Below are 24,647 nucleotides of genomic sequence, written 5' to 3'. Positions count from 1 at the left end.
AAGGTTTCAGAATCAATGGTTTTATGCAGGGTTCAAATCGCTCGGAAATATTGCGCTAGTGACCGAAATCATGAGTGCGCTGCGTGAAAAGCGCTTGGTTCGGATCCTGGCGGGCATCCACTGGCCTGTCCGTGGGAAAATCGCTCCCTCCGTTTACTTCATCAAAATATTGCCTTTGTCTTGAGCAGCGACACCACACCGGCGCAACTGAACAATGCAGCGCTGACCCGGTTGAACCAGCTCTGGCCCGAACCGCTGCGCAAATACCGCGCTGCGCCATGGGCGCCAAGGCCGTAGGCCAATTTGCACAGCAGGTCGAGCACGGTCCAGGTGGCGATCATGATCAATAGTTGTGGCAGGAACGGTTGCTGGCTGCTGAGAAATTGCGGCAGGAAGGCAGCGAAAAACAGGATGTCCTTGGGGTTGCTGGCGCCCAGTACAAAGGCCCGGCCAAACAGCGTGCGCAGCCGTGGTGTCGCCGCGGTAGCCGGCACCACCGCGCCCTGGCTCGGTTGACGTGACTGCTGCCAGCTCTGCCAGGCGAGGTAGAACAGGTAGGCCGCGCCGACGATTTTCAAGGCGCTGAATAGCTGTTCCGACGCCAGCAACAAGGCACCCAGACCCAGGGCAGAGGCACTCAACAGGCAGATCGACGCAAACACCCCGCCCAGAAAAGCCGGGTACGAGTGGCGCAAACCGTAGTTGAGGCTGTTGCTGATCATCAGCAGTGACAGTGGCCCTGGGATCAGGATCACAATCAAAGCAGCACCACTGAACAGCAGCCAGGTATCCAGGTTCATCATTTGCTCCTTTATAGAAATATGAATTTCGCGATGAAAATTGCGCACAGCACCCACAGGCTGATGGAAATCTCGCGGTACTTGCCGGTGCCGGCCTTGAGCGCCACATACGTGATAAAGCCCAAGGCGATACCGTCGGCGACCGAGAACGTCAGCGGCATCATGATCGCCGTGACAATCGCCGGAATGCTGTCGGTGGCTTCATCCCAATTGATGTGGGCCATGCTCGCCATCATCAGCATCGCCACGTAGATCAAAGCGCCTGCGGTGGCATAGGCGGGGATCATGCTCGCCAATGGAGCGAAAAACATCGCCGCCACAAACAGCACGCCCACGGTCACCGCAGTCAACCCGGTGCGACCGCCTGCAGCCACACCAGCAGCACTTTCCACGTAGCTGGTCACTGGTGGTACACCTACCATGGCCCCGAACACGCTGGACGCACTGTCAGCCTTCAATGCACGCGACAGGTTCTGGATCTTGCCATCGGCGCCCACCAGCCCGGCGCGCTGTGCAACGCCCATCAGTGTACCGGCGGTGTCAAACATGTGCACAAAAAGAAAGGCAAATACCACGCTTATCATGCTGACATTGAATACACCTTTTATGTCCATGGCCATCCAGGTCGGTGCCAGGCTCGGGGGAGTGGAGAGAATGCCGTTGTAGTGCACCAGGTCCAGGCCCCAGCCAGCCAGGGTTACGGCAATGATGCTGATGAGGATCGCACCGAATACGCGGTGGTAGCTGAGGATCGCGATCAGCAAGAAGCACAGCGCTGCCAACAGTGGTGCGGGTTCGTGCAACGAACCGAGCTTAATTAAGGTGGAGGGGCTTTCGACGATGATGCCGGCGGTTTTCAGGCCGATCACCCCGAGGAATAAGCCGACACCCGCGCCCATGGCATGGCGCAAGCTCACCGGAATACTGTTGAGCAGCCATTCACGCACGCGCGACAAGGTCAGGCCCATGAACAGCACGCCCGAGATAAACACCGCACCCAGCGCCGTTTCCCAGTGGTAGCCCATGGTGCCGACCACGGTGTAGGTGAAAAACGCATTCAGGCCCATGCCCGGCGCCAGGCCCACCGGCCAGTTGGCGTACAGGCCCATCAGCAGGCAACCCAGTGCAGCGGCAATGCACGTGGCGACAAACGCCGCGCCGTGATCAATACCGGCGTCGGCCATGATGTTGGGGTTGACGAAGATGATGTAGGCCATGGTGATGAAGGTGGTGAGGCCGGCGATCAGCTCGGTCTTCACTGTGGTGCCATGCAAGCTCAGTTTGAACAGGCGTTCCAGCCAGCCATGCCGTGTGGTGGTGAGGCTTGGCGGGGGTAGGTCCAGCGTTGGGGCTTCGGATTTTCGGCTTTCCACAGCGAGTACTCCTCAAGAGTTTTATTGTTATTTCCAGCGCCGGTCACGGGTGTGGGCAACAGCGCTTTGAGGTACTGGCGGGTTTTTGTTGACCAATAGGTCAGGAACTCGCACGAAGCGAATTATGCTTTTGTATACAAATAAAGCAAATAATGTTTTCGAATCTGTGCGCGAAAGTGGATGAAAGGCTAGTTGACTGCACTCAGCGCCTGGTTAACCGCGAGCCATCCGGCCACCGCTTCTTCGCCGGCTTCACTGAACGCGCGCTGCAATAGCTTCACCTGTTCGCGGCGCAGCGACTGCTCGAAACGCAGGCCTTCTTCGCTCAATTCCAGCAGGCGTTTGCGCTTGTCGGTCTCGGCCGCGACGCTGTTGACCAAGTGCATCTCCTGCAATTGGCGCAGCGGCATGTTCAGCGCCTGTTTGCTCACGCCGAGCAATTGCAGCAGTTGCTTCACGCTCAAGGCAGGGTAGCGCGCGATGAAAAACACGATGCGCTGATGCACCCGGCTCAGGCCGCGGCGCTCAAGCATCTCGTCGGCCTTGGCGGTAAAGGCCTGATAGCCGAAGAAGAAGGCTTCCATGGCTTGTTGCTGGCTGCTCTGGTTTTTAAGGTCAAACATATTGACGTATCTACTCAAGTCGTCGTAATTTTAGTCAACTAGTTTGACGTATTTCCCACAGACTTCGCTAGCGGTGACCTTATGGCCTTCTCCGAACGTGTTACGCGCCTCAAAAGCTCCTTGATCCGTGAAATCCTTGCGGCGGCCCAGCGCCCGCAGGTGATGTCGTTCGCCGGTGGCCTGCCGGCCGAAGCCATGTTGCCCGCGCTGAGCTGGGAGGGTATGCCGCTCAACATAGGCCAATACGGCATGAGCGAAGGCGAGCCGCACTTGCGCGAACTGCTCGCCGCCGAGGCGCGCACGTTGGGCGTACCGTGCCAGGCCAGCCAGGTGATGGTGGTCAGCGGGTCCCAGCAAACCCTGGACCTGGCGGCCAAGTTGTACATCGACAAGGGCACCAAGGTGCTGCTGGAAGGCCCGACTTATCTGGCGGCCTTGCAGATCTTCCAATTGTTCGGCGCCGACTGCCTGACCGTGCAGCTGGAGGCTGATGGCCCGAACCTGGGCGCCCTGCGCGCCAACCTCGAACGCCACCGGCCGGCGTTCATCTACCTGATCCCGACTTTCCAGAACCCTTCGGCGGTGCGCTACAGCGAGGCCAAGCGCGCAGCTGTCGCGGCCTTGCTCGATGAGTTCGGTGTGACCCTGATAGAGGACGAACCCTACCGCGAACTGACCTTCGACGGCGCCAGTGCACAGCCCATCGCCGGGCGCTTGAAAAAAGCCAGTTGGATCTACACCGGCACTGTCTCCAAGACCCTGTTGCCGGGCCTGCGCGTCGGCTACCTGATTGCGAGCCCGGACTTATTCCCGCACCTGCTCAAGCTCAAGCAATCGGCGGACCTGCACACCAACCGCGTCGGCCAGTGGCAGGCGATGCAGTGGATCGGCACACAGAAATACCAGCAGCACCTGGCGCAACTGCGCAGCTTTTACCGCGAGCGCCGCGACGCATTCCAAGCCGCGCTGGAGCGTCATTTCGGCGATCTGGCCGACTGGCAAGTGCCCCAGGGTGGATTATTCTTCTGGCTGACCTTGAAACACAAGCTCGACACCCGCACCTTGTTGGCGCAAGCGTTAGATCAGGACGTCGCGTTCATGCCCGGTGAACCGTTCTTTTCCGAGCCCGACCAGCACCATGGCTCGTTGCGCCTCAATTTCAGCCATATCGACCCGGCCCGCCTGGACGAAGGTCTCAAGCGCCTGGCCGCGGTGGTACGTCAAGCACAGCACGCGCAAGCGGCATAAGGGGAGCCCCATGTACAAGGTTTATGGCGACTACAAGTCGGGCAACTGCTACAAAGTCAAATTAATGCTCAGCCTGTTGGGCATCCCGTATCAATGGATCGATGTCGATATCCTCAACGGCGACACCCAGACTGCCGAATTCCTGGCCAAGAACCCCAACGGCAAGATTCCGGTACTGGAGCTGGAAGACGGTACCTGCCTGTGGGAATCCAACGCGATTCTCAACTTCCTGGCTGACGGCAGCGAGTTTTTGCCGAGCGAGCCGCGCCTGCGCACCCAAGTGTTGCAATGGCAGTTTTTCGAGCAATACAGCCACGAGCCGTATATCGCGGTGGCGCGGTTTATCCAGTTCTACCTGAACATGCCGGAAGATCGCCTGGAAGAGTACAAAACCACGCATAAAGGTGGCTACAAGGCCTTGAAGGTCATGGAGCGTCAGTTGCAAGCCACGCCATATCTGGTAGGTGAGCAATATTCGATAGCCGATATCGCACTGTATGCCTACACCCATGTGGCGCATGAAGGCGGTTTTGATCTGGCGCCTTACCCGGCGGTGCAGGCGTGGCTCAAGCGCGTGGCCAGCCATCCTAAACACGTAGCCATGCTGGACTGAATTCGCGCGGTCAAAATGTGGGAGAGGGCTTGCTCCCGATCGCGGTGTGTCAGTCACTTTATGGGTTGACTGATCCACTGCTATCGGGAGCAAGCCCCCTCCCACATTTGATCTTCAGTGTTTGTCAGACCGCAGCAAACCGCTTGTCCAGGTAGTCGATGATCACTTTGGAGTCATACATCCAGGTGGTCTGGCCATTCTCTTCGATGCGCAGGCACGGCACTTTGATCTTGCCACCTTGCTCCAGCAGGGTCTGGCGGTCTTGCGCGTTGTTCTTCGCATCCTTCAACGCCACCGGCACATTCAGGCGGTGCAGCGTACGACGGGTTTTCACGCAGAACGGGCAGGCGTGGAACTGATACAGGGTCAAGCCCTTGGCCGCAGCGTTCACCTGCGCCTGTTGTTCGGCGGGGCGCTGCTTTTTGCGTGGGCGGGTAATGAAGTCGCCCGCGATGATGACGTGGCCGAGGCCCACTCGAAGTGCTTTGACTAACATGGCTGAAAACCTCTTGCCCATTACAGAGTGCCGCATCTTACCTGAATTGCTTACATGATTTGGGGGCGAAAAAAAACCGGCGATGAACGCCGGTTTTTCCTACGCAGCCTGTTACTTGATCAGGCTGAGGAATTCGCTGCGGGTGGCCGCGTTTTCGCGGAACTCACCCAGCATCACCGAAGTGATCATTGACGAATTCTGTTTCTCCACACCGCGCATCATCATGCACATGTGCTTGGCTTCAATCACCACCGCAACGCCCAGTGCGCCGGTCACTTGCATCACGGCATCGGCGATCTGGCGGCTGAGGTTTTCCTGGATCTGCAGGCGGCGTGCATACATGTCGACAATCCGCGCGACTTTCGACAAGCCCAGCACTTTGCCGCTCGGGATATACGCGACGTGAGCTTTACCGATAAACGGCAGCAGATGGTGTTCGCACAGCGAGTACAGCTCGATGTCCTTCACCAACACCATTTCGCTGTTGTCAGAGCTGAATAAGGCACCGTTGGTGACTTCTTCAAGGGTCTGTTCATAGCCGCGGCAAAGGTACTGCATCGCCTTGGCGGCACGCTTTGGCGTGTCGAGCAGGCCCTCGCGGGAGACGTCCTCGCCGAGCTGGCCGAGGATCTCTGTGTAATTCTGTTCCAGGGACATGAAACTACCTGTGGGATTTTCGCAAAGCGCAAGGTTACGGTGGCGGACACATCGCTGCAAGCCTGACGATGGCACTTGTTACTCGTCGCGCCCCTCCATCATGGTGCGCTTGAGCATCACATACACCGCACCCGCGCCGCCATGACGGGCCTGGCAAGAGGTAAAACCGAGCACCTGGGCATGCTGGCGCAGCCAAGTGTTGACGTGGCTCTTGATCATCGGCCGCTTGCCGTCCAGCCGCACGGCCTTGCCATGGGTGACGCGCACGCAGCGGATTTCGAATTTGGTTGCTTCGGCGAGGAAGGCCCATAGGGTTTCGCGGGCCTTTTCCACGTTCATGCCGTGCAGATCCAGGCTGCCCTCGAACGGGATCTGGCCGACCTTGAGCTTGCGCATCTGGCTTTCCTGCACGCCATCGCGCGCCCACATCAGCTCGTCTTCGGGGCCGACGTCGATCACGAATTGGTCTGACAGGCCATCGACGGTAGTTGCGTCGGTGCGCACGGTCGCGGCCTGGCGCAGCTTGGCGATCTGCGCCCGGTCGGTTTTGGGTTTGCCGGTGTCGGCGCGGTCGTGCTTGATCGGCTTGACGCCGCGCAGCTCGTTTTTGAACAAGGAAAAATCGTCGTCTTGCATGTCAGCCTCCGCGAAGGGCGGGCAGTTTACCTAAATCGCGGCGGCCAGGGCGCAGGAAACGCTATCCAAGCGCCATCAGTCGTGCTTTTTCATCAGGTGCGAAGCAATGTTCAGCGACAACGGCTGGCGCATCCGTCGACGGCTGCGACGCCATAACCACACGCCAAACCAGAGCACCAACAGCCCGATTCCTAACAGGGTAGCCGAGCCGCCCGGGCTGGCATTTAGTTCGCCGAGCGCCGGCGAGTGACCCAACAAACCGGCGCCACCGGCACCTGCCAGCAGCACACCAACAATGGCCAGCAGCGCGGCAAAGCCGGCTACCAGGCGCAGACGCCAGTTGCTCGGGCCCTTGGGGCGCAAGCGACGAGCATCAAAACCATCGGATATCTTCATTCCGACCTTTCCTCCAGGGTATCGGCCCTTCGACCGGAAGATACACAGGTTGTTCCTGTGCCTGAGGCAATTGCAGAAAATGAAAAGCTTTTGCAGATGAGCGGGGCAATAAACATTGCCGCGCCGCTCATCAGAAGGACGATCAGATCAGATCTTTGGTCAACGCCAGGGTCGCGAAGTTGTCGGCCATGATGGCCATTTCGGTTTGTTGCACGTGTTCGGCACTCAGGATGCCGCCTTTGTAAGGCAAGTCGCGCGTGGCGCAGGCGTCTTCCACCAGGGTGCAGCGAAAGCCCAGGTTCTTGGCAGCGCGCACGGTGGTGCTGACGCTGGAGTGGCTCATGAAGCCGCTGACGATCAGGTCCAGGGAGCCAAGGTCTTGCAGGTGTTTTTCCAGGCCGGTGCCGTGGAACGCGCTGGGCAGCAGCTTGCCGATGATGGTTTCATCGCCCAGGGGTTCCAGGCCGGGAATGAATTCGCCACGCTCGCCCTGCGGGTCAAACAGACCGCCGACGGTGCCCAGGTGGCGCACATGCACGATCGGCCGCCCGGCGTTGCGCGCAGCGGCGACCAGTTGCTGGATGTTGGCGACCGCTGCGTCCATGCCCGAGAGGGCGAGTGGGCCGCTGAGGTATTCCTTCTGGGCGTCGATGATCACGAGGGTCGCATGGTTCAGGTTGGCTGCTGCGTAACCGCGACCGCTGAGTTGAAACATCGTCTTTGGAACGGACATTCTGGGGCTCCTGTGAGGGGGGCTTTTGTGACATTGTCCACTGGCTGAGCGGTTCTGTGAATCGCTACCATCGTAAGCTACGCCGTTGTTGACGTGCAGCCATGTCAAGTGGGTGACTTGTTTAACCCAATGATGGCAAATTGGGTGAAATCCGACGGATGGCGAAGGGGTTTCATCCATCGTCGGTACAGGCGAAGGCTGTTAGAATCGCCAGTCGTTTTTTCCAGGAGCTTGCCCCCGTGATCACCTCCCGCCTGCGCACATTGCGCGACCACATCCGTTGGGCTGTCAGCCGTTTCCATGGGGAAGACCTGTTTTTCGGCCATGGCACCGACAACGCCTGGGACGAAGCCCGGCAATTGGTGCTCGGCGCCTTGCACCTGCCTTGGGAAATTGCCGACAGCTACCTGGACTGCAACCTGGAAGAAGAGGAAATCTCCCACGTGCAGCGCTTGCTGCATCGCCGCATCCACGAGCGCGTGCCCACCGCTTACCTGTTGAAGGAGGCCTGGTTCTGCGGCATGTCGTTTATCGTTGATGAGCGCGTGTTGATCCCGCGTTCGCCGATTGGCGAGCTGATCGAAAACCGCTTCGAACCCTGGCTGGCCCAGCCGCCGGCACGCATTCTCGACCTGTGCACCGGCTCCGGTTGCATCGGCATTGCGTGCGCCTATGAGTTCCAGGACGCCGAAGTGGTGCTGGGCGACTTGTCCTTCGAAGCGTTGGAGGTGGCCAACCAGAACATCGAGCGCCACGGCGTCGACGAGCGCGTCTACACCGTGCAAGGTGACGGCTTCGATGGCCTGCCGGGCCAGCGTTTTGACCTGATCGTGTCCAACCCGCCGTATGTGGATGCTGAAGACTTCGCCGACATGCCGGACGAATACCAGCACGAACCGGAGCTGGGCCTGGCCTGCGGGGATGATGGCTTGAACCTGGTGCGGCGCATGCTGGCCGAGGCGGCGGACCATTTGACCGAGAAGGGCTTGTTGATTGTCGAAGTCGGCAACAGCCAGGTGCACCTCGAGGCGCTGTACCCGGAAGTTGATTTCGCTTGGCTTGATTTCCAGCGCGGTGGGCATGGGGTGTTTATGTTGACGGCGCAGCAGTGTCGCGAGCATCAAGCAGTGTTTGCTGCCCGGGTTTAACTGAATAAACCCAATCAATGTGGGAGCAAGCCGCCTCCCACATTTTTAACTGCGTACCCGCCTGATTATCGGTGTGTCGCAATCCAGATCAGCAACCCCGCCTGAAACACGGTAAACGCCACCAGGCAGGTGATGGTAAAGCGCAAGCCGCTGTCCTCGCGCTTGAACTTGGTGACCTTTTCCTCTTCCTTGCGCAGCTTCACTTCCTGCTCGGCCAGGTTCTGCTCGGCCTGTTGCAGCATCTGTGCGGCTTCGAGGATTTCCACGAACTGCACCTTCTCGGTATTCCAGCTGTCCAGCACTTCACTGACTTTGCCCGGTTGCACATTGCCTTTTAGGTGCTGCACATCGGCGTAGGCCACATCAAAGCCCTGGATGCGCAGGAAGTGATCGCGGCGCAGGCGCGTGGCTTCGTTCAGGGCGTCTTTGTTGGCCAGGTCCACGCCGTCGACGCGGTAGTGTGACCACTTCTTTTTCGCCCACGCCGCGCCTTGGGCGACGAGGAAGCGACCGATGCCACGGTTGGCCGGTTCGATTTCCAGGCTGTTGCCCGGGCCGAAGTGCACGCGGTGTTTATCGTGATCGACCCAGAGGTCCAAGTGGTTCTGCTCGCGCCGTACCCGTTGGCCCGGCAACTGGATGACCATGCGCAACAGGCTGTGGTGTTTATCGTGACGTTCGGCATAGCCGAACTGTACAAACCGCAACGGCCGCACGCCGGTGGCGCGGTCCGTGGTCAGCGGCGCCAGGCGCAGCATCTTGAAATGCTCGGCCTGCACGTCCGCCCACGGCAGCGCCGCCGCCTCGACGGCCTCGGGTTTTTCGGCCGGGGTGTCGGCGATAGGTTCTGGTGTAGCGTCTGTGGTTGTCATGCGGCGCGATCCTGTCCAAGCCCTGCGAGTCGACAGTCTTTTTACTGTCGACCCTGGGCTTATCGGCCGCTTTTCATAGGACTGGAGGCAAATAGTCGCTTAACGGGGTTGAAGTCCGTCGATAAAGCGCACGATGCGCTCGCCCAGTTCGGCGGCGAGGGGCAATTTAGGGTCGTTGTAGGAGGCCAATTGCTCCCTCACATCCTTGGGCACGATGCGCATCACGTGGTTCATGCCTTCGATGACCGTCAAGTGTGCGTCGGGCTTGGCGTTTTTCAGTTGCCGGGCATCGGCGACGCCGACCTGGATATCGTTGGTGCCCTGGATGATCAGCGCCGGCATGCTCAGCTTGGCGAAGGCGGCTGACGGGTCAGCGCGAAACAGGCTGATCAGATACGGCTGCACGCTGGGCCGGAAGATACCTTCCAGCGGGCCAGGTACATCGGCATCCACTTGGCCAGCCTTGAGGTGGTCGAGGATTTCATTGCTGCGCAGCAACAGGGCCGGTGGCAGGTGATCGGCTAGCTGCTGGCGGATCACCTGGTCCACCGGGCGCGCGCTGCCGGACAAGGAAATGACACCGGCTGGATCGAGTTGCGGCGCGGCGAGGGCGGCGACCAGCGCGCCTTCGCTATGACCCAGCACAATCAACGGGCCCATGCGGTTGTCGGCCTTGAGCAGCTTGCCCCAGGCCACGGCATCGGCCACGTAGGCGTCCAGCGTGAGGTTGCGCTCGTCGGGCGTGGCCGCCAGGCTGGCGGCCACGCCGCGCTTGTCGTAGCGCACGCTGGCAATGTTATGCCGCGCGAGTACCCAGGCCAGGCGCTTGAGGCTGTCGTTGCGTGCGCCGTCGGCGCTGTTGCCGTTGCGGTCGGTGGGCCCGGAGCCGGCAATGATCAGCACCACCGGCACTGGCTTGTCGGATTTGGGCAGTAAAAGCGAGCCAAACAGTTCGCCGCTGCCGGTGTCCAGGCTGATGGGCCGTTGCAGCACGACAGGGGAGGCGGCGAAGCCAAGGCTGGAAAACAGGGTTAGGGTCAAAAGCAAAACTCGCAGCATCATCGCGCCATCATGAGGAAGGTGCCGGTTGGACCAACGTCTACCGGTAAGGTTTCGAGGATGAACTAGTCGGTTAGCCTGCGTATACTGGCCGCCTTAAGTTATTACGGTTGACTTGATTCAACTGATTTCACGGAGCGCCCTGCATGTCCGGCAATACCTTCGGCAAACTGTTCACTGTCACCACCGCGGGCGAAAGCCATGGCCCGGCGTTGGTCGCCATTGTCGACGGCTGCCCGCCAGGCCTCGAGCTGTCTCTTGAAGACCTGCAGTGTGACCTCGACCGTCGCAAGCCCGGCACCAGCCGCCACACCACCCAGCGCCAGGAACCCGACGAAGTCGAGATCCTCTCCGGCGTGTTCGAAGGCCGCACCACCGGTTGCGCCATCGGCCTGTTGATTCGCAACACCGACCAGAAGTCCAAGGACTACTCGGCGATCAAGGACCTGTTCCGCCCGGCCCATGCCGACTACACCTATCACCACAAATACGGCGAACGCGACTACCGTGGCGGTGGCCGCAGCTCGGCCCGCGAAACCGCCATGCGTGTGGCCGCCGGTGCGATTGCCAAGAAGTACCTGGCCACCCAGGGCATCGTGGTCCGTGGCTACATGAGCCAATTGGGCCCGATTGAAATCCCGTTCAAAACCTGGGACAGCGTGGATGACAACGCTTTCTTCAGCCCTGACCCGGACAAAGTCCCGGAACTGGAAGCGTACATGGACCAGTTACGCCGCGATCAGGACTCCGTGGGTGCCAAGATCACTGTGGTCGCGCAAGGTGTGAAGCCCGGCTTGGGCGAGCCGATCTTCGACCGCCTCGACGCCGAACTGGCTCACGCGCTGATGAGCATCAACGCGGTGAAAGGCGTGGAAATCGGTGCGGGTTTCGCCTGTGTCTCCCAGCGCGGCACCGAGCATCGCGATGAGCTGACCCCGGAAGGTTTCCTCAGCAACAACGCGGGCGGCATCCTCGGTGGTATTTCTTCCGGCCAGCCGATCGTTGCGCACCTGGCGCTGAAAGCCACGTCGAGCATCACCACACCTGGCCGTTCGATCGATGTGCACGGCAACGCGGTAGACGTGATTACTAAGGGCCGCCACGACCCGTGCGTCGGCATCCGTGCCACGCCGATTGCCGAGGCAATGATGGCCATCGTGTTGATGGACCACCTGCTGCGCAACCGTGGGCAAAATGCCGACGTGCGTGTGAAGACCCCGGTGCTGGGCCAGCTGTGACAGCCTGGGGCGAGCGAGCTTGCTGCCGCGGTGCTGCGCAGCAGCCCCTCACAATATGACCCACGCTCTCCCGTACTGGCGTCTCTCCAGCTTCTACTTGTTTTACTTCGCCCTGCTCGGGGCGACGGCGCCGTTCCTGGCGCTGTATTTCGATCACCTGGGCTTCTCCAGCGCGCGCATTGGCGAGCTGGTGGCCATCCCCATGTTGATGCGCTGCGTGGCACCCAACCTGTGGGGCTGGCTCGGCGACTATACTGGCCGGCGCCTGGCCATCGTGCGGTTTGGCGCGGTGTGTACGCTGGTGAGCTTTTCACTGATATTCATCAGCAAGACCTACGCCTGGCTGGCCCTGGTCATGGCGCTGCACGCGTTCTTCTGGCACGCCGTGTTGCCGCAATTTGAAGTGATCACGCTGGCCCACCTGCAAAAGCAGACCGCGCGCTACAGCCAGATCCGCCTGTGGGGCTCAATTGGTTTTATCCTCACCGTGGTGATCATGGGCCGCCTGTTTGACTGGCTGAGCCTGGACATTTACCCGGTAGTGGTCGTGGTGATCATGGCTGGCATCATCGGCGCCAGCCTGTGGGTGCCGAATGCGCAACCCACTCCCCATGGCAATCGGCTCGCCGGTGACGGCTTCATCAAGCAATTGCGCAACCCCGGCGTGCTGGCGTTTTATGCCTGCGTGGCACTGATGCAGATGGGCCATGGCCCGTATTACACCTTCCTCACCCTGCACCTTGAACATTTGGGCTACAGCCGTGGCGTGATCGGCATGCTCTGGGCGCTGGGTGTGGTCGCGGAAGTGCTGATGTTCCTGGCCATGAGCCGTATCCTCGCGCGGTTTTCGGTGCGCCGGGTGTTGCTGGCCAGTTTCCTGTTGGCGGCGCTGCGCTGGTTGCTATTGGGCTCATTTGCCGAATTCTTCTGGGTACTGCTGCTGGCGCAAGTCATGCACGCTGCCACGTTCGGCAGCTTTCATGCGGCGGCGATTGCCTTTGTACAACGCAGTTTTGGCGATCGTCAGCAAGGCCAGGGGCAGGCGCTCTACGCTGCACTGGCCGGCACCGGCGGCGCAGTGGGCGCGCTGTATTCCGGTTATAGCTGGAACCTGCTGGGCCCGACCCTGACCTTCAGCATCGCCAGCGTCGCGGCCCTGGCCGCCGCCATTATCATAGGTCTTCGACTGCAAGAGCCGAATAAAGGATACGTGCAATGAGTTATGTCGCTGTTTACCACGTCGCCACTCCCGATACCCCGAACAAAGTGCTCACCCACGCCGACGATATCGCTTCGACCCTGGCCGAGCACGGTGTGCGGTTCGAACGTTGGCAGCCCCGCCCGCTCGAGAAGGGCGCCAGTGACGCTGAAATGATCGGCGCTTATCAACCGCAGATCGATGCCCTCGGCTACGCTGCCGTGGAGGTGCTCAGCGTGACGGGCGACCACCCGCAGAAAGCTGAATTGCGTGCGCAGTTCCTCGATGAGCGCCGTTACAGCGAAGACCAAGTGCGTTTCTTCATCGCCGGTCAGGGCCTGTTCAGCGTGCATGTGGGCGACTACGTATACGCGGTGCGCTGTGAGAAAAATGACCTGCTGGTGATTCCGGCCGGTATGCCGCATTGGTTCGACATGGGCGAGAATCCGCATGTTGTAGCGCTGCGTCTGTTCAACACAGCCAAGGGCTGTGTACCTGAGTTGACCGGTAACGATGTGGCAACTGGTTTTCCAGGCTTGGACGACTAAGCACAAATATTTAAATGTTCAACTCAGGCAGTTTGGAAGTTGCTGTGGGAATAAGCCTAATCTCCTGTAAGGCGTAGCTGTTTATGCGGCGCCTTATGCTTTCAGCCCATTCGTTATGTAACCCTCTCTTCGATGTTTATATCGCCTGTCAATAGGAGGAATCCGATTGATGGCAAGGTATCCGCTAGAAAAAGGAGAGAGATTAATGAGTGGCCCAGAGGAGTCGTGCCGTACGCCGGTTACTGTGCCTGAAGTCGTTACAAGGCGGCTGAGCTTAGGTGGCAAGCCCCTTACGCCGACAGAGTTGGAAATCCTGCGCTGGGCCTCGGAGGGCAAGACTGTCTGGGAAATCAGCCAGATTCGCGCCACGTCTGAAGCCACGGTGAAATTCCACCTGCGTAACATCTATGGCAAGTTAGAGGTCACCAACCGCGTGCAGGCGATGAATGAGGCCAGCCGCCAGGGATTGTGCTGAGCACATAAAAAAGGGCCGCGACGCTCAACGGCATCGCGGCCCTTTTCAGATCGGTTGTTTATGCCGAATGGTACGTCGGCAACGCGAAGCGATTCTGGCTTTGCAGCATCGAAATCTGTGGCAGGTCGCTCGCTTGTTCGGCCAAGTCGCGGCGAATGGCGCTGATGACCCAGGTCAGCTGGTCAGCGGTGTGCAGTTGTTGATACGAAATCGAACGCTTGACCTGTTTGCCTTCGCCGTTGCGCAGGGTCAACAGAATGCCACCGTCTGGGCGCGGCTGAGTGGTGACGTCGTATTGGGAGAATACAGAAGCGAATTTATCTTGGATCAGGCTCATGTCTATCAGCTCCGTTGGCTCAAGTTGGCAAGCATGGAGTGATAGGTGCAGCGATTGTGCCAGTATTTGATTTTATAAAATATCTTTATAAATCAATGGTTTGGAAATTTTATGGATTTTCGATTTCGTGCAAATTGCATGAATGGCCATCGTGCATCCTGCATTTTGAGCTATTAGGGCCATCTGTTTGCGGCTTGCCTTGCTGATAAAGACTGCCCATGCACCGCACAATTCCATTTTTGTGGGCGCATCGGTCTGGGATACAAAACTTTTCAAATCCTGCGTGTACAGCCAGAGAACGGCAGGCGTATTTTTCTGCAAGGCATTCGGCCTCCTGCCAGCAGGACCGCCGGTTGTTCTGGATCCTGCGAAGAATAAGAAAAAGGACGTTGCGCCATGACTCATCCGCAAGACGACATGATCACTTGGGGCAAGATGCTGCGTAAGGTGCCCGCGATTGTTCGGGCCCTGCCACGTGTTGTGCGCGGCATGCGCGCCGCGAATGTCACCGACCCCCAGCAGCCCTGCGGCCTGGGTTGGCATTTCGAACAGGCGACCCTGCGCAACCCTGACGGCGCTGCGTTGTTATACGGTGACAGCGTGCTCACCTACCGCGAAGCCAATCAGGGCGCCAACCGCATCGCCCATCATCTGCACGAGCAGGGCATCGGCAAAGGTGATGTCGTCGCACTGTTCATCGAAAATCGCCCCGAATTGTTGTTGAGCGTGCTGGCCGTGGCCAAGCTGGGTGGCATCTGCGCCATGCTCAATACCTCACAAACTCAGGCGGCGTTGGTGCACAGCCTGAATCTGGTGAGCCCGGTGGCGATTGTGGTGGGGGCGGAGTTGGTGGCGGCCTTTGCTGCCGTGCGCGATCACGTTGGGATCCGCCCCGACCGGACCTGGTTTATGGCCGATCAACAGTCAAGCACAATGCCCGGTGGCTATATCGACCTGATGACCGCGAGTGCCGAATGCCCGGTGGACAACCCCGCCAGCACCGGTCAAATCTTCTTCAACGACCCGTGCTTCTATATCTACACCTCCGGAACCACCGGCTTGCCCAAGGCCGGCATCATGAAGCACGGGCGCTGGACCAAAACTGCCGTCAGCTTTGGCAGCATTGCTCTGGACATGGGGCCCGAAGACGTCCTGTATTGCACCTTGCCGCTCTACCACGCCACCGGTCTTTGCGTGTGCTGGGGCTCGGCGATTGTTGGGGCGTCGGGTTTTGCCATCCGACGTAAATTCAGCGCCAGCCAGTTCTGGAGCGATGCGCGCAAATTCAATGCGACCACGCTGGGTTACGTCGGCGAGTTGTGCCGCTACCTGCTCGATCAGCCCGCTGGCGCGAAGGATCTCGATAACCGTGTGACCAAGATGGTCGGCAATGGCCTGCGCCCCGGCGTCTGGGCACAATTCAAGCAACGCTATGGCGTTGAACATATCTGCGAACTGTATGCCGCCAGCGACGGTAACATCGGCTTTACCAACGTGCTGAACTTCGACAACACCATCGGTTTTTGCCTGCAGCATTGGGCGCTGGTGGACTACGCCCATGAGGTGGGTGAGCCAGTTCGTGGCAGCGACGGTTTTATGCGCAAGGTGCAAACGGGCGGGCAGGGGTTGCTGCTGGCCAGAATCGATGAGAAATCGCCGTTTGACGGCTACACCGACCCGGAAAAGAACCGCAAGGTGGTGCTGAGCGACGTGTTCGAGAAGGGCGACCGCTACTTCAATACTGGCGACTTGTTACGCAGTATCGGTTTCGGCCATGCGCAATTTGTCGACCGCCTTGGCGACACTTACCGTTGGAAGGGCGAAAATGTCTCCACCACCGAAGTAGAGAATGTGCTGCTGCAACATCCGCAGATCGCCGAGGTGGTGGCCTACGGTGTCGAGATCGAAAACACCAATGGCCGCGCCGGCATGGTCGCCATCACCCCAAGCGAGTCCCTGGCGTCCCTGGATATGCGTGAATTGCTGCAGTTCGCTCATGGCCAGTTGCCGCATTATGCGGTGCCGTTGTTCCTGCGAATCAAGGTGAAGATGGAAACCACCGGCACCTTCAAGTACCAGAAAGTGCGGCTCAAGGAGGAGGCCTTTGATCCGGACAAAGCCGGCAACGACCCGGTGTATGCGTGGCTGCCGGGCTCGGACTGCTATGTACCGGTCACTGGCCAATTGTTGGCGCAGATTCAGGGCGGGCATTTCCGTTATTAAAAGTAGTGTTATTGATTCTGCCTATGGCCGCTTTTGGCAAAAAAGCCATGACAGTGGGGAACTCCATCGCGACACTGGGCGCCTACTCTTTAGCCTAGAAGCAGCATCCCAAACAAGGAGCCCCACATGTCAGACCAGCCTAAACAGATGACCGAAGACGAAGCCGCTGAATTTGCCGAGCAAGTCTTCGACGTGGCCCGCAAAGGCGACGCCGCCATGCTCGCCGCACTGCTGGCCAAAGGCTTGCCGCCCAACCTGCGCAACCACAATGGCGATACCTTGCTGATGCTCGCGGCCTATCACGGCCACGCTGACGCCGTAAAAGTACTGCTGGAATTCAAGGCTGACCCGCAAATCGCCAATGACAAGAACCAGCTGCCGATGGCCGGTGCGGCGTTCAAGGGCAACCTGCCGGTGGTCAAGGCGCTGATCGACGGCGGCGCGCCGGTTGACGCGGCGTCCTCGGACGGCCGTACGGCGTTGATGATGGCGGCGATGTTCAACCGTGTCGAAATGGTCGATTACCTGCTCGGCCAGGGTGCCAACCCCAACGCCACCGATGCCCAGGGCGCGACTGCACTGGCCGCGGCACAGACCATGGGCGCCGCTGATACAACGGCGCATTTGCAGAAACTGGTGTAGGCTACGCGCCCTCAAAAACCCGCTCGCCACAGGATCAGCCCATGAAAACCGCCCTCGTCGAACTCATCAGCAAAATCAGCGCCGGCGTCATGGGCGAGGACGAGGTGGCACGCATCGCCGAGGAAGCGGCCCAGGCCTACGCCGATCCTGAGGCCTTTTTGGCGGGCAACCCGGATATCAACTACGACGACACCTTCCCGATTCCTCTGGGCGAGTGGGTCGTAGTCGGTAGCCTGCCGGATACCGCGCTGTTTCAGGCTGACACCTACGTCGATCTGTTTGCGCAGATCGTTGCATCGTTCGGCCCGGGCGTGACGTTCAACCTCAAGCCCAAGCAGTTGGCCAAGACCGAAGACCTCACCGCGCTCAATCGTATTCAGATCCAGATGAGCGCCCTCAGCCCGGAAGACGGCGGCTACGTGCTGTTGAACTTCAGTCAATTGTTGGACGATGAGATCCAGGCGGTGCTGGTGCACGGCAACGACTTGGCGCGTGTGCTTGCGCTGTGCGCGCAAGTCGGCATCAAGGCCGAGCCGTCCCTGGAAGCATTGCGTGTTGCCGTCCACGTCTGAAATAAAACGGAACCCCTGGCAGGGCTGACTATCCTACAAGTGCATGCCCTCACTTAGGAGCGACACCATGGGTTCCACTTTTAATGGTCTGATTGGCCTGATCATCCTGGCGCTGGATATTTGGGCGATCATCAATGTATTCAAAAGCGGCGCGAGCACCGGTGCCAAGGTGCTGTGGATTCTGCTGATCCTGTTGTTGCCGGTGTTGGGTCTGATCATCTGGGCGATTGCCGGGCCGCGCGGCAACGTGCGGATCTGACGCAACCCGCGTTCACTCTTATCCTGAGTGGGCCTAGTAAATGTGGGAGGGGGCGTGCTCCCGATTGCGGTGTATCAGCCACTACAGCGGGTACTGATACATGGCAATCGGGAGCACGCCCCCTCCCACATTGTTTTTCAGTTCACCCATGAGTTTTATGTGTCGAAAGTATTCGCTGCACGAAATTTTCACATCTTATCCAAGACAATTCGCCGGCTTTATCTGGCTGCCAAGGCTCTATCTCCAGTGCCATTAAAGGCAGGGCCGTGGCGCTCGTTCAGTAATTAATAGCGTTGATGCCATTGATCGGGCACCATTTGCGCCACCGCGTTAACCGCCTACCCCAGCCAGCCTGGGCGAGGGACGGACGCCACTGCATTTTTTCGTAACTTAAACTTCCAATGGGTCCTGAAACGACATGGCAAACCCGGACGCCCTGAGTCAGCAGCGAGCTTCTAATCGCCTGCTGCAACCTACCGTCAAATCCCATCTGGCGTACACGCTGCTTTGCGCACTGGTCATGATGGTGATGTTCTCGCTGCTGCGCCTGGCGCTGCTGGTCTACAACCGCGAGATGATCCTCGATACGCCGGCCTCGACCTTCCTTGAAGCGTTCGTCAACGGCGCACGTTTTGACTTACGTTTTGTCATGTATGCGTTGGTGCCGCTGCTGCTGGCCTTGTTCAGCGTACGGGCCATGGCCGCGCGCGGGTTCTTCCGTTTCTGGCTGACCGTCGCCTCCAGCGTTGCCCTGTTCCTGGGCCTGATGGAAATGGACTTCTACCGCGAGTTCCACCAGCGCCTCAACGGGCTGGTTTTCCAGTACGTGAAGGAAGACCCGAAAACCGTGATGAGCATGCTCTGGTACGGTTTCCCGGTGGTGCGCTACCTGCTGGCCTGGGCCGTGGGCACGCTGATCCTGAGCATCGCCTTCAAGGGCGCCGACCGTGCGACACGCCCACGTGGCCCGTTCAGCGGCGGCACCGTCGGCACGCGCCAGGTGGCGCCGTGGTACAGCCGCATCGCGGTGTTCGTGGTTTGCCTGTTGATCGCCGTGGTCGCCATCCGTGGCACCCTGCGCCAAGGCCCGCCGCTGCGTTGGGGTGACGTCTACACCACCGAATCGAACTTCGCCAACCAACTGGGCTTGAACGGCACTTTGTCGCTGATCGCCGCCGCCAAGGCGCGCTTCTCCGAAGAGCGTTCCAATATCTGGAAAGCCACCCTGGACCAGCCGCTGGCGACCCAGACCGTGCGTGACATGCTGGTGCTGCCACAAGAGAAGCTGGTGGACCCCGACACCGCCGCCGTGCGCCGTGACTACACGCCGCCGGCCGAGAAGACCCTGCCCATCAAGAACGTCGTAGTGATCCTGATGGAAAGCTTCGCCGGCCACTCGGTGGGCGCATTGGGTCGCCCGGGAAACATCACGCCGTACTTCGACAAATTGTCCAAGGAAGGTTTGCTGTTCGACCGTTTCTTCTCCAACGGCACGCACACCCACCAGGGTATGTTCGCCACCATGGCCTGCTTCCCTAACCTGCCGGGTTTTGAATACCTGATGCAGACCCCGGAAGGCAGCCACAAGCTGTCGGGCCTGCCGCAGTTGCTCAGCGCGCGCAAGTTTGACGACGTGTATGTCTACAACGGCGACTTCGCCTGGGACAACCAGTCGGGCTTCTTCAGCAACCAGGGCATGACCAACTTCATCGGGCGTAACGACTTCGTCAACCCGGTGTTCTCCGACCCGACATGGGGCGTCTCCGATCAGGACATGTTCAACCGTGGCCTGGAAGAACTCAAAGCCCGCGAAGGCGGCAAGCCGTTCTACGCACTGCTGCAAACCCTGTCCAACCACACGCCGTACGCGCTGCCGACGCCATTGCCGGTCGAGAAAGTCACCGACCGTGGGAGCCTTAACGAGCATTTGACGGCCATGCGTTACTCCGACTGGGCCTTGGGCCAGTTCTTTGAAAAGGCGCGTAAAGAGCCTTACTTCAAGGAAACCCTGTTCGTGATTGTGGGTGACCACGGCTTCGGCAACGAACAGCAGATCACCGAAATGGACCTGGGCCGTTTCAACGTGCCGATGCTGATGATTGCACCGGGCATGCAGGAGAAATTCGGCGAGCGTGACCACACCGTGGGCACCCAGATCGACATCGTGCCGACGATCATGGGTCGCCTGGGTGGCGACACCCTGCACCAGTGCTGGGGCCGTGACCTGCTGAACCTGCCGGAAGGCGACAAGGGTTTCGGCGTGATCAAACCGTCGGGCAGCGACCAGACAGTGGCCTTGGTCACCGCAGATCGCATCTTGGTACTGCCCAAGGAAATGCCGCCGAAGCTGTGGGAATACGAACTGGGCGCTAACCCGACCGGCAAAGTGATTCCTGAATCGCCGGACGAAGCGGCGCTGAAGCAAAAGCTTGAGTCGTTCCTGCAGACGGCCACCAAGAGCCTGTTGGAAAACACCGCAGGTGTCATGGATGGCAAGCCGGACTAATTAACCGGCCATAAAAAAGAGGCCTCTATGAGGCCTCTTTTTTTGTGCGGGTTTTATATCCGGCCGAGTAACAGCAGTACCACCAGAACTACCAATACAACACCCAGGATACCCGACGGGCCGTAACCCCAGTTACGCGAGTGCGGGAATACTGGCAGACCGCCTACCAACAGCAGGATCAGGATAATGATCAGAATGAGGCTCATAGTTTTTTCCTTATAGGCCTTCTGTAAAGACCGGTTGTTAAACGATAGGCCGTCATTTTAATACGGACGCCTTATTAACTCCGACTGTACCGGTCAGCAGAAAATTCCCTGGTTTTTTAAAGCATTTTGCAAACGTGCTTATTTCTTTTAATGCGTTCGAAACTACGCCGTATTAGTTGAAAAAGATTGAACTTACGCTGTATGTAGCTCTCCCACCCTGTCCCAGGTTTGCCCGAGGCATTCATCAATTGGATGGTGCGTGGGTGTGGGAAAAACCTTCGCTACACTGCCGATCACTTCTTCCGTGAACCACAAGGCTACTTTCCTATGCAAAATCGCATGATGATCACCGGCGCCGGGTCCGGCCTGGGTCGCGAAATCGCGCTGCGCTGGGCCCGTGAGGGTTGGCGGTTGGCCTTGTCGGATGTCAGTGAGCCTGGCTTGCAGGAAACCCTCAGGCTTGTACGCGAGGCGGGTGGCGATGGGTTTGTCCAGCGTTGCGATGTGCGTGATTACAGCCAGCTCACCGCGTTTGCCCAGGCCTGCGAGGTGAAGCTTGGGGGCGTTGATGTGATCGTCAACAATGCCGGTGTCGCCTCGGGTGGTTTTTTTGCCGAGTTGTCCCTTGAGGATTGGGACTGGCAGATTGCGATCAACCTGATGGGTGTGGTCAAGGGGTGCAAGGCGTTTCTGCCGCTGCTGGAGAAGAGCAAGGGCCGGATTATCAATATCGCGTCGATGGCTGCTTTGATGCAGGGGCCGGCGATGAGCAACTACAACGTGGCCAAGGCGGGTGTGGTGGCGTTGTCGGAGAGTTTGCTGGTGGAGCTCAAGCAGCAGGAAGTGGGTGTGCATGTGGTGTGCCCGTCGTTTTTCCAGACCAACTTGCTGGATTCGTTTCGCGGGCCTACCCCGGCGATGAAGGCGCAGGTGGGTAAGTTGCTCGAGAGTTCGCCGATTTCGGCGGCTGACATCGCTGACTATATTTACCAGCAGGTCGCTGAGGGCGAGTTTATGATTCTGCCGCACGAGCAGGGGCGTATGGCTTGGGCGTTGAAGCAGAAGAACCCGCAGTTGCTGTATGACGAGATGGCTTCGATGGCGGATAAGATGCGGGCTAAGGCGCAGGCGGTTAGGGGGTGAGGTTTTGGTGGGGGGGCATATCCGTTACCGCAGCAACGGATATGTATTCAACAACCCCCCCTAATCAATCCATGTCTGTCAGGCAAATTACCTATAAATGTAGGCTGCGCCTGATTTAAGGGCAAGCTATTGTCGCCCCCCACCCAAGCGCGCATGGTCAAGGTCCTGTCACTCTAAAAGGACGACCGCCATGCTTGTCTTAAGCCGCGCCGTAGGCGAAATCATCTCTATCGGCGATGACATCACTTTGCACATCCTCGAACTAAACGGCGGCCAAGTAAAATTCGGTATCCAGGCACCCGCCGGGGTCAACGTAAACCGGGCCGAGGTGTATCAGAAAATCCTCGAACGCCAAGCCACACAAGCCCAAACCAACCCGTAAAACACCCTCAATCAAAAAGATGCTTGGGCACATCGTGCTTGAGCATCAACTGGCATTGCTCACTTTCAGGGTCGAACACAATCAGCGCCTGGCCCTTGGTCAGCGCCTGTCGCACACGCAATACGCGGGTTTGCAGGGGCGTTTCATCGCCATTGTCCGTGCCGTCGCGGGTCACGAAGTCTTCGATGAGGCGCGTCAGGGTGTCGACTTCAAGTGCGTCGTAGGGAATCAGCATAAAAGCCTCAAAGGTAGAATCCCGGCGATGCTACTGCGCCGGGATCCGTCTTGCCAGTATCCGGTGTGCCCGTGTCAGGATTTCTGGCCTACCAAGCTGTCCACCGACGGCACGCGAGTGTCGCTCTCCATCTGCGTTTCGTGCTCGATCTGATGGCTGAAGCGGTCCAGTGAACCCTGTGCCGGTTGCGCATCGCTGGCGAAGACCGGCGGGCTGAGGATGTACGCGCCCAACAGGCGACTTAACGCCGCCAGGCTATCGATGTGCGTGCGCTCGTAGCCGTGGGTCGCGTCGCAACCAAATGCCAGCAGCGCGGTGCGAATGTCGTGGCCGGCAGTTACCGCCGAGTGCGCATCGCTGAAGTAATAGCGAAACAGGTCGCGCCGCACCGGCAGCTCATTGTCTGAGGCCAGGCGCAGCAAGTGCCGGGACAGGTGATAGTCATATGGCCCGCCGGAGTCCTGCATCGCCACGCTCACGGCATGCTCGCTGGAGTGCTGGCCGGGTGCGACCGGGGCGATGTCGATGCCGACAAACTCACTCACATCCCAAGGCAGGGCAGCCGCGGCGCCACTGCCGGTTTCTTCGGTGATGGTGAACAGCGGGTGGCAGTCGATCAGCAACGGTTCGCCGCTGTCGACGATCGCCTTGAGTGCGGCGAGCAGCGCGGCGACACCGGCTTTGTCGTCCAGGTGACGTGCACTGATATGCCCGCTCTCGGTGAACTCGGGCAGGGGGTCAAAGGCCACGTAGTCTCCGATGCCGATGCCTAAGGAATCGCAGTCGGCGCGGGTGGCGCAGTAAGCGTCGAGGCGCAATTCCACGTGGTCCCAACTCACCGGCATTTCATCCACGGCGGTGTTGAACGCATGCCCTGAGGCCATCAGCGGCAACACGCTGCCGCGGATCACGCCGTTATCAGTGAACAAGCTGACGCGGCTGCCTTCGGCAAAACGGCTCGACCAGCAGCCTACGGGGGCGAGCGTCAGGCGGCCGTTGTCCTTGATCGCCCGTACGGCGGCGCCGATGGTGTCCAAGTGCGCTGACACGGCGCGGTCGGGGCTGTTTTTCTGACCCTTGAGGGTGGCGCGAATCGTGCCGCGCCGGGTCATTTCAAAGGGAATGCCGAGTTCTTCCAGGCGCTCGGCGACGTAGCGCACGATGGTGTCGGTAAACCCGGTAGGGCTGGGAATAGCGAGCATTTCCAGCAGCACTTTTTGCAGGTAGTTGAGATCCGGTTCGGGAATGGTTCGGCTCATAAAGACTCCTGATGAGGTGAGGGCGATCGTTCCCACGCGTCGCGTGGGAGTGCCTCAAGGGACGCGCGGCGTCCGCTCTTTTGACGCCTAGCGTCACGGGCTGCAGGCCCACGCGGCGCGTGGGAACGATCAGTGGTCAGGCGGTCGGCTGACTGTGCGGAAACAGCAAATCCACAAACTTCTCCGCAGTAGGTTGCGGCTCATGGTTAGCCAGCCCAGCGCGTTCGTTGGCTTCGATAAATACATACTCAGGTTGATCAGCGGCAGGCACCATCAAGTCCAGGCCCACCATCGGGATGTCCAGCGCACGAGCCGCACGCACGGCGGCGTCCACCAGCGTCGGGTGCAAAATCGCAGTGACGTCCTCCAGGCAGCCGCCGGTGTGCAGGTTGGCGGTGCGGCGCACGGCGAGGGTTTCGCCACGCGGCAGGATGCTGCTGTAGTCGTAACCGGCGGCGTGCAGCGTGCGTTGGGTTTCCGCGTCCAGCGGGATCTTGCTTTCGCCGTCTGTGGCCGCTTGGCGACGACGGCTTTGGGCTTCGATCAAGGCACCGATGGAGTGCTGGCCGTCACCGGTCACCTCGGCAGGGCGGCGGATGGCGGCGGCGACCACTTCAAAGCCGATCACCAGAATGCGCAGGTCGAGGCCTTCGTGAAAGCTTTCGAGCAGCACGCGGCTGTCGAACTGACGCGCCGCTTGGATAGCGTTCTGCACGTCTTCGATGGTCTGTACGTCCACCGCCCCGCCCCGGCCCTGCGCGCCGTCCACC

30 protein-coding genes and 1 pseudogene are annotated in these 24,647 nt (G+C 59.5%); 15 read left to right on the top strand and 16 right to left on the bottom strand.

The features are described 5' to 3' along the window. Window positions 1-184: hypothetical protein (locus tag E0F99_RS30280; RefSeq protein WP_207303089.1), on the top strand; the 184-nt coding region annotated here is incomplete at its 5' end. Here the strand turns inward: E0F99_RS30280 and E0F99_RS20305 are convergent. The 3 genes from E0F99_RS20305 to E0F99_RS20295 all read right to left on the bottom strand — a co-directional run bounded on the left by E0F99_RS20305 (window position 162) and on the right by E0F99_RS20295 (window position 2,796). After that, the gene (locus E0F99_RS20305) at window positions 162-800 is read right to left on the bottom strand and encodes a LysE family translocator (protein ID WP_083357556.1); all 639 of its coding nucleotides are present in this window, start codon (window positions 798-800) and stop codon (window positions 162-164) included. The genes E0F99_RS30280 and E0F99_RS20305 overlap by 23 nt on opposite strands. An 11-nt stretch (window positions 801-811) precedes the next feature. Continuing rightward, window positions 812-2,173, bottom strand: coding sequence for an NCS2 family permease (locus E0F99_RS20300; RefSeq protein ID WP_083357557.1), 1,362 nt, complete (start codon window positions 2,171-2,173; stop codon window positions 812-814). A 188-nt stretch (window positions 2,174-2,361) separates the two neighbouring features. Then, entirely contained in the window at window positions 2,362-2,796 is a 435-nt protein-coding gene (locus E0F99_RS20295; protein ID WP_083357558.1) for a MarR family winged helix-turn-helix transcriptional regulator, read from the bottom strand. 81 nt (window positions 2,797-2,877) lie between these two features. Between E0F99_RS20295 and E0F99_RS20290 the strand changes: the two genes are divergently transcribed. Next, window positions 2,878-4,044, top strand: coding sequence for an aminotransferase-like domain-containing protein (locus tag E0F99_RS20290; protein ID WP_083357559.1), 1,167 nt, complete (start codon window positions 2,878-2,880; stop codon window positions 4,042-4,044). Between the two features lie 10 nt (window positions 4,045-4,054). Continuing rightward, window positions 4,055-4,657 carry a glutathione S-transferase family protein gene (locus tag E0F99_RS20285; RefSeq protein ID WP_083357560.1) on the top strand — a complete coding sequence of 201 codons (603 nt, stop codon included), beginning with the start codon at window positions 4,055-4,057 and terminating at the stop codon, window positions 4,655-4,657. Between the two features lie 124 nt (window positions 4,658-4,781). Here the strand turns inward: E0F99_RS20285 and E0F99_RS20280 are convergent, their stop codons facing one another. From E0F99_RS20280 to E0F99_RS20260, 5 genes are all read right to left on the bottom strand, one after another. Then, window positions 4,782-5,153 (bottom strand): glutathione S-transferase N-terminal domain-containing protein, encoded by a 372-nt coding sequence (locus tag E0F99_RS20280; protein WP_083357561.1) that lies wholly within the window; start codon window positions 5,151-5,153, stop codon window positions 4,782-4,784. Window positions 5,154-5,264: 111 nt separating this feature from the next. Next, the gene (gene folE, locus E0F99_RS20275) at window positions 5,265-5,810 is read right to left on the bottom strand and encodes a GTP cyclohydrolase I FolE (protein ID WP_083357562.1); all 546 of its coding nucleotides are present in this window, start codon (window positions 5,808-5,810) and stop codon (window positions 5,265-5,267) included. Between the two features lie 78 nt (window positions 5,811-5,888). Then, window positions 5,889-6,446 (bottom strand): Smr/MutS family protein, encoded by a 558-nt coding sequence (locus E0F99_RS20270; protein ID WP_083357563.1) that lies wholly within the window; start codon window positions 6,444-6,446, stop codon window positions 5,889-5,891. 75 nt (window positions 6,447-6,521) lie between these two features. Next, window positions 6,522-6,842 carry a hypothetical protein gene (locus tag E0F99_RS20265; RefSeq protein ID WP_083357564.1) on the bottom strand — a complete coding sequence of 107 codons (321 nt, stop codon included), beginning with the start codon at window positions 6,840-6,842 and terminating at the stop codon, window positions 6,522-6,524. A gap of 142 nt (window positions 6,843-6,984) precedes the next feature. Further along, window positions 6,985-7,575: a cysteine hydrolase family protein gene (locus E0F99_RS20260; protein WP_083357565.1), complete on the bottom strand. Its 591-nt coding sequence runs from the start codon at window positions 7,573-7,575 to the stop codon at window positions 6,985-6,987. A 239-nt stretch (window positions 7,576-7,814) separates the two neighbouring features. On the opposite strand from E0F99_RS20260, the gene prmB reads away from it, so the two are divergent. Beyond that, window positions 7,815-8,723: a 50S ribosomal protein L3 N(5)-glutamine methyltransferase gene (gene prmB / locus E0F99_RS20255; protein ID WP_083357566.1), complete on the top strand. Its 909-nt coding sequence runs from the start codon at window positions 7,815-7,817 to the stop codon at window positions 8,721-8,723. Window positions 8,724-8,788: 65 nt separating this feature from the next. On the opposite strand, the gene E0F99_RS20250 is transcribed toward prmB, so the two are convergent. Then, the gene (locus E0F99_RS20250; RefSeq protein WP_083357567.1) at window positions 8,789-9,595 is read right to left on the bottom strand and encodes a hypothetical protein; all 807 of its coding nucleotides are present in this window, start codon (window positions 9,593-9,595) and stop codon (window positions 8,789-8,791) included. A gap of 99 nt (window positions 9,596-9,694) precedes the next feature. After that, a complete protein-coding gene (locus tag E0F99_RS20245; RefSeq protein ID WP_083357568.1) occupies window positions 9,695-10,657 on the bottom strand; it encodes an alpha/beta hydrolase in 963 nt (320 codons plus the stop codon). Window positions 10,658-10,800: 143 nt separating this feature from the next. On the opposite strand from E0F99_RS20245, the gene aroC reads away from it, so the two are divergent. The 4 genes from aroC to E0F99_RS20225 all read left to right on the top strand — a co-directional run bounded on the left by aroC (window position 10,801) and on the right by E0F99_RS20225 (window position 14,113). After that, on the top strand, window positions 10,801-11,892 hold the full coding sequence (aroC, locus tag E0F99_RS20240) for a chorismate synthase (RefSeq protein ID WP_083357569.1): 1,092 nt from the start codon (window positions 10,801-10,803) through the stop codon (window positions 11,890-11,892). Window positions 11,893-11,947: 55 nt separating this feature from the next. Further along, window positions 11,948-13,111: an MFS transporter gene (locus E0F99_RS20235; RefSeq protein ID WP_130908892.1), complete on the top strand. Its 1,164-nt coding sequence runs from the start codon at window positions 11,948-11,950 to the stop codon at window positions 13,109-13,111. Continuing rightward, the gene (locus tag E0F99_RS20230; protein WP_083357571.1) at window positions 13,108-13,638 is read left to right on the top strand and encodes a 1,2-dihydroxy-3-keto-5-methylthiopentene dioxygenase; all 531 of its coding nucleotides are present in this window, start codon (window positions 13,108-13,110) and stop codon (window positions 13,636-13,638) included. Before E0F99_RS20235 ends, E0F99_RS20230 begins: the two co-directional genes overlap by 4 nt. Window positions 13,639-13,843: 205 nt before the next feature. Beyond that, on the top strand, window positions 13,844-14,113 hold the full coding sequence (locus tag E0F99_RS20225; protein WP_083357572.1) for a response regulator transcription factor: 270 nt from the start codon (window positions 13,844-13,846) through the stop codon (window positions 14,111-14,113). 58 nt (window positions 14,114-14,171) lie between these two features. On the opposite strand, the gene E0F99_RS20220 is transcribed toward E0F99_RS20225, so the two are convergent. Both E0F99_RS20220 and E0F99_RS20215 read right to left on the bottom strand, forming a co-directional pair. Next, window positions 14,172-14,450 carry a DUF3509 domain-containing protein gene (locus E0F99_RS20220; RefSeq protein ID WP_003236719.1) on the bottom strand — a complete coding sequence of 93 codons (279 nt, stop codon included), beginning with the start codon at window positions 14,448-14,450 and terminating at the stop codon, window positions 14,172-14,174. Window positions 14,451-14,522: 72 nt separating this feature from the next. Then, the gene (locus tag E0F99_RS20215) at window positions 14,523-14,771 is read right to left on the bottom strand and encodes a hypothetical protein (protein WP_083357573.1); all 249 of its coding nucleotides are present in this window, start codon (window positions 14,769-14,771) and stop codon (window positions 14,523-14,525) included. A gap of 75 nt (window positions 14,772-14,846) precedes the next feature. Between E0F99_RS20215 and E0F99_RS20210 the strand changes: the two genes are divergently transcribed. The 5 genes from E0F99_RS20210 (at window position 14,847) to E0F99_RS20190 (ending at window position 20,652) form a co-directional block, all read left to right on the top strand. Further along, window positions 14,847-16,673: a long-chain-acyl-CoA synthetase gene (locus E0F99_RS20210; RefSeq protein ID WP_083357574.1), complete on the top strand. Its 1,827-nt coding sequence runs from the start codon at window positions 14,847-14,849 to the stop codon at window positions 16,671-16,673. 126 nt (window positions 16,674-16,799) lie between these two features. After that, entirely contained in the window at window positions 16,800-17,315 is a 516-nt protein-coding gene (locus E0F99_RS20205) for an ankyrin repeat domain-containing protein (RefSeq protein WP_083357575.1), read from the top strand. A 41-nt stretch (window positions 17,316-17,356) separates the two neighbouring features. Then, a complete protein-coding gene (locus E0F99_RS20200) occupies window positions 17,357-17,887 on the top strand; it encodes a hypothetical protein (RefSeq protein WP_083357576.1) in 531 nt (176 codons plus the stop codon). A 67-nt stretch (window positions 17,888-17,954) separates the two neighbouring features. Then, window positions 17,955-18,146: a PLDc N-terminal domain-containing protein gene (locus tag E0F99_RS20195; RefSeq protein ID WP_003172956.1), complete on the top strand. Its 192-nt coding sequence runs from the start codon at window positions 17,955-17,957 to the stop codon at window positions 18,144-18,146. 418 nt (window positions 18,147-18,564) lie between these two features. Continuing rightward, window positions 18,565-20,652: an LTA synthase family protein gene (locus E0F99_RS20190; protein WP_083357577.1), complete on the top strand. Its 2,088-nt coding sequence runs from the start codon at window positions 18,565-18,567 to the stop codon at window positions 20,650-20,652. Between the two features lie 53 nt (window positions 20,653-20,705). On the opposite strand, the gene E0F99_RS20185 is transcribed toward E0F99_RS20190, so the two are convergent. Then, window positions 20,706-20,858 carry a DUF3309 family protein gene (locus E0F99_RS20185; RefSeq protein ID WP_003236711.1) on the bottom strand — a complete coding sequence of 51 codons (153 nt, stop codon included), beginning with the start codon at window positions 20,856-20,858 and terminating at the stop codon, window positions 20,706-20,708. Between the two features lie 327 nt (window positions 20,859-21,185). On the opposite strand from E0F99_RS20185, the gene E0F99_RS20180 reads away from it, so the two are divergent. Together E0F99_RS20180 and csrA are read left to right on the top strand one after the other, a co-directional pair. Beyond that, a complete protein-coding gene (locus E0F99_RS20180; protein WP_083357578.1) occupies window positions 21,186-22,001 on the top strand; it encodes an SDR family oxidoreductase in 816 nt (271 codons plus the stop codon). A gap of 190 nt (window positions 22,002-22,191) precedes the next feature. After that, window positions 22,192-22,383, top strand: coding sequence for a carbon storage regulator CsrA (gene csrA, locus E0F99_RS20175; protein WP_083357579.1), 192 nt, complete (start codon window positions 22,192-22,194; stop codon window positions 22,381-22,383). A gap of 7 nt (window positions 22,384-22,390) precedes the next feature. On the opposite strand, the gene E0F99_RS20170 is transcribed toward csrA, so the two are convergent. From E0F99_RS20170 to E0F99_RS20160, 3 genes and pseudogenes are all read right to left on the bottom strand, one after another. Continuing rightward, complete coding sequence (locus E0F99_RS20170; protein ID WP_083357580.1) at window positions 22,391-22,618, bottom strand: YheU family protein; 228 nt, start codon at window positions 22,616-22,618, stop codon at window positions 22,391-22,393. A 74-nt stretch (window positions 22,619-22,692) separates the two neighbouring features. Beyond that, window positions 22,693-23,877 (bottom strand): osmoprotectant NAGGN system M42 family peptidase, encoded by a 1,185-nt coding sequence (locus E0F99_RS20165; RefSeq protein ID WP_083357581.1) that lies wholly within the window; start codon window positions 23,875-23,877, stop codon window positions 22,693-22,695. Between the two features lie 136 nt (window positions 23,878-24,013). Further along, window positions 24,014-24,647 (bottom strand): annotated as a pseudogene (locus E0F99_RS20160) (N-acetylglutaminylglutamine synthetase); the annotation flags it as partial.

The sequence above is a fragment of the Pseudomonas antarctica genome (assembly GCF_900624995.1).
In the GTDB taxonomy this organism is placed as follows: domain Bacteria; phylum Pseudomonadota; class Gammaproteobacteria; order Pseudomonadales; family Pseudomonadaceae; genus Aquipseudomonas; species Aquipseudomonas antarctica.
Note: the sequence above shows the minus strand (reverse complement) of the source record. Positions and strands in the feature narration are given on the sequence as shown.

Excerpts from the sequence above, each read along its gene's own strand:
- E0F99_RS20305 (WP_083357556.1), bottom strand. The coding sequence starts at position 800 with ATGAACCTGGATACCTGGCTGCTGTTCAGTGGTGCTGCTTTGATTGTG.
- E0F99_RS20295 (WP_083357558.1), bottom strand. The coding sequence starts at position 2,796 with ATGTTTGACCTTAAAAACCAGAGCAGCCAGCAACAAGCCATGGAAGCC.
- E0F99_RS20290 (WP_083357559.1), top strand. The coding sequence starts at position 2,878 with ATGGCCTTCTCCGAACGTGTTACGCGCCTCAAAAGCTCCTTGATCCGT.
- E0F99_RS20285 (WP_083357560.1), top strand. The coding sequence starts at position 4,055 with ATGTACAAGGTTTATGGCGACTACAAGTCGGGCAACTGCTACAAAGTC.
- E0F99_RS20280 (WP_083357561.1), bottom strand. The coding sequence starts at position 5,153 with ATGTTAGTCAAAGCACTTCGAGTGGGCCTCGGCCACGTCATCATCGCG.
- folE (WP_083357562.1), bottom strand. The coding sequence starts at position 5,810 with ATGTCCCTGGAACAGAATTACACAGAGATCCTCGGCCAGCTCGGCGAG.
- E0F99_RS20270 (WP_083357563.1), bottom strand. The coding sequence starts at position 6,446 with ATGCAAGACGACGATTTTTCCTTGTTCAAAAACGAGCTGCGCGGCGTC.
- E0F99_RS20265 (WP_083357564.1), bottom strand. The coding sequence starts at position 6,842 with ATGAAGATATCCGATGGTTTTGATGCTCGTCGCTTGCGCCCCAAGGGC.
- E0F99_RS20260 (WP_083357565.1), bottom strand. The coding sequence starts at position 7,575 with ATGTCCGTTCCAAAGACGATGTTTCAACTCAGCGGTCGCGGTTACGCA.
- E0F99_RS20250 (WP_083357567.1), bottom strand. The coding sequence starts at position 9,595 with ATGACAACCACAGACGCTACACCAGAACCTATCGCCGACACCCCGGCC.
- E0F99_RS20245 (WP_083357568.1), bottom strand. The coding sequence starts at position 10,657 with ATGATGCTGCGAGTTTTGCTTTTGACCCTAACCCTGTTTTCCAGCCTT.
- aroC (WP_083357569.1), top strand. The coding sequence starts at position 10,801 with ATGTCCGGCAATACCTTCGGCAAACTGTTCACTGTCACCACCGCGGGC.
- E0F99_RS20235 (WP_130908892.1), top strand. The coding sequence starts at position 11,948 with ATGACCCACGCTCTCCCGTACTGGCGTCTCTCCAGCTTCTACTTGTTT.
- E0F99_RS20230 (WP_083357571.1), top strand. The coding sequence starts at position 13,108 with ATGAGTTATGTCGCTGTTTACCACGTCGCCACTCCCGATACCCCGAAC.
- E0F99_RS20225 (WP_083357572.1), top strand. The coding sequence starts at position 13,844 with ATGAGTGGCCCAGAGGAGTCGTGCCGTACGCCGGTTACTGTGCCTGAA.
- E0F99_RS20220 (WP_003236719.1), bottom strand. The coding sequence starts at position 14,450 with ATGAGCCTGATCCAAGATAAATTCGCTTCTGTATTCTCCCAATACGAC.
- E0F99_RS20210 (WP_083357574.1), top strand. The coding sequence starts at position 14,847 with ATGACTCATCCGCAAGACGACATGATCACTTGGGGCAAGATGCTGCGT.
- E0F99_RS20205 (WP_083357575.1), top strand. The coding sequence starts at position 16,800 with ATGTCAGACCAGCCTAAACAGATGACCGAAGACGAAGCCGCTGAATTT.
- E0F99_RS20200 (WP_083357576.1), top strand. The coding sequence starts at position 17,357 with ATGAAAACCGCCCTCGTCGAACTCATCAGCAAAATCAGCGCCGGCGTC.
- E0F99_RS20195 (WP_003172956.1), top strand. The coding sequence starts at position 17,955 with ATGGGTTCCACTTTTAATGGTCTGATTGGCCTGATCATCCTGGCGCTG.
- E0F99_RS20190 (WP_083357577.1), top strand. The coding sequence starts at position 18,565 with ATGGCAAACCCGGACGCCCTGAGTCAGCAGCGAGCTTCTAATCGCCTG.
- E0F99_RS20185 (WP_003236711.1), bottom strand. The coding sequence starts at position 20,858 with ATGAGCCTCATTCTGATCATTATCCTGATCCTGCTGTTGGTAGGCGGT.
- E0F99_RS20180 (WP_083357578.1), top strand. The coding sequence starts at position 21,186 with ATGCAAAATCGCATGATGATCACCGGCGCCGGGTCCGGCCTGGGTCGC.
- csrA (WP_083357579.1), top strand. The coding sequence starts at position 22,192 with ATGCTTGTCTTAAGCCGCGCCGTAGGCGAAATCATCTCTATCGGCGAT.
- E0F99_RS20170 (WP_083357580.1), bottom strand. The coding sequence starts at position 22,618 with ATGCTGATTCCCTACGACGCACTTGAAGTCGACACCCTGACGCGCCTC.
- E0F99_RS20165 (WP_083357581.1), bottom strand. The coding sequence starts at position 23,877 with ATGAGCCGAACCATTCCCGAACCGGATCTCAACTACCTGCAAAAAGTG.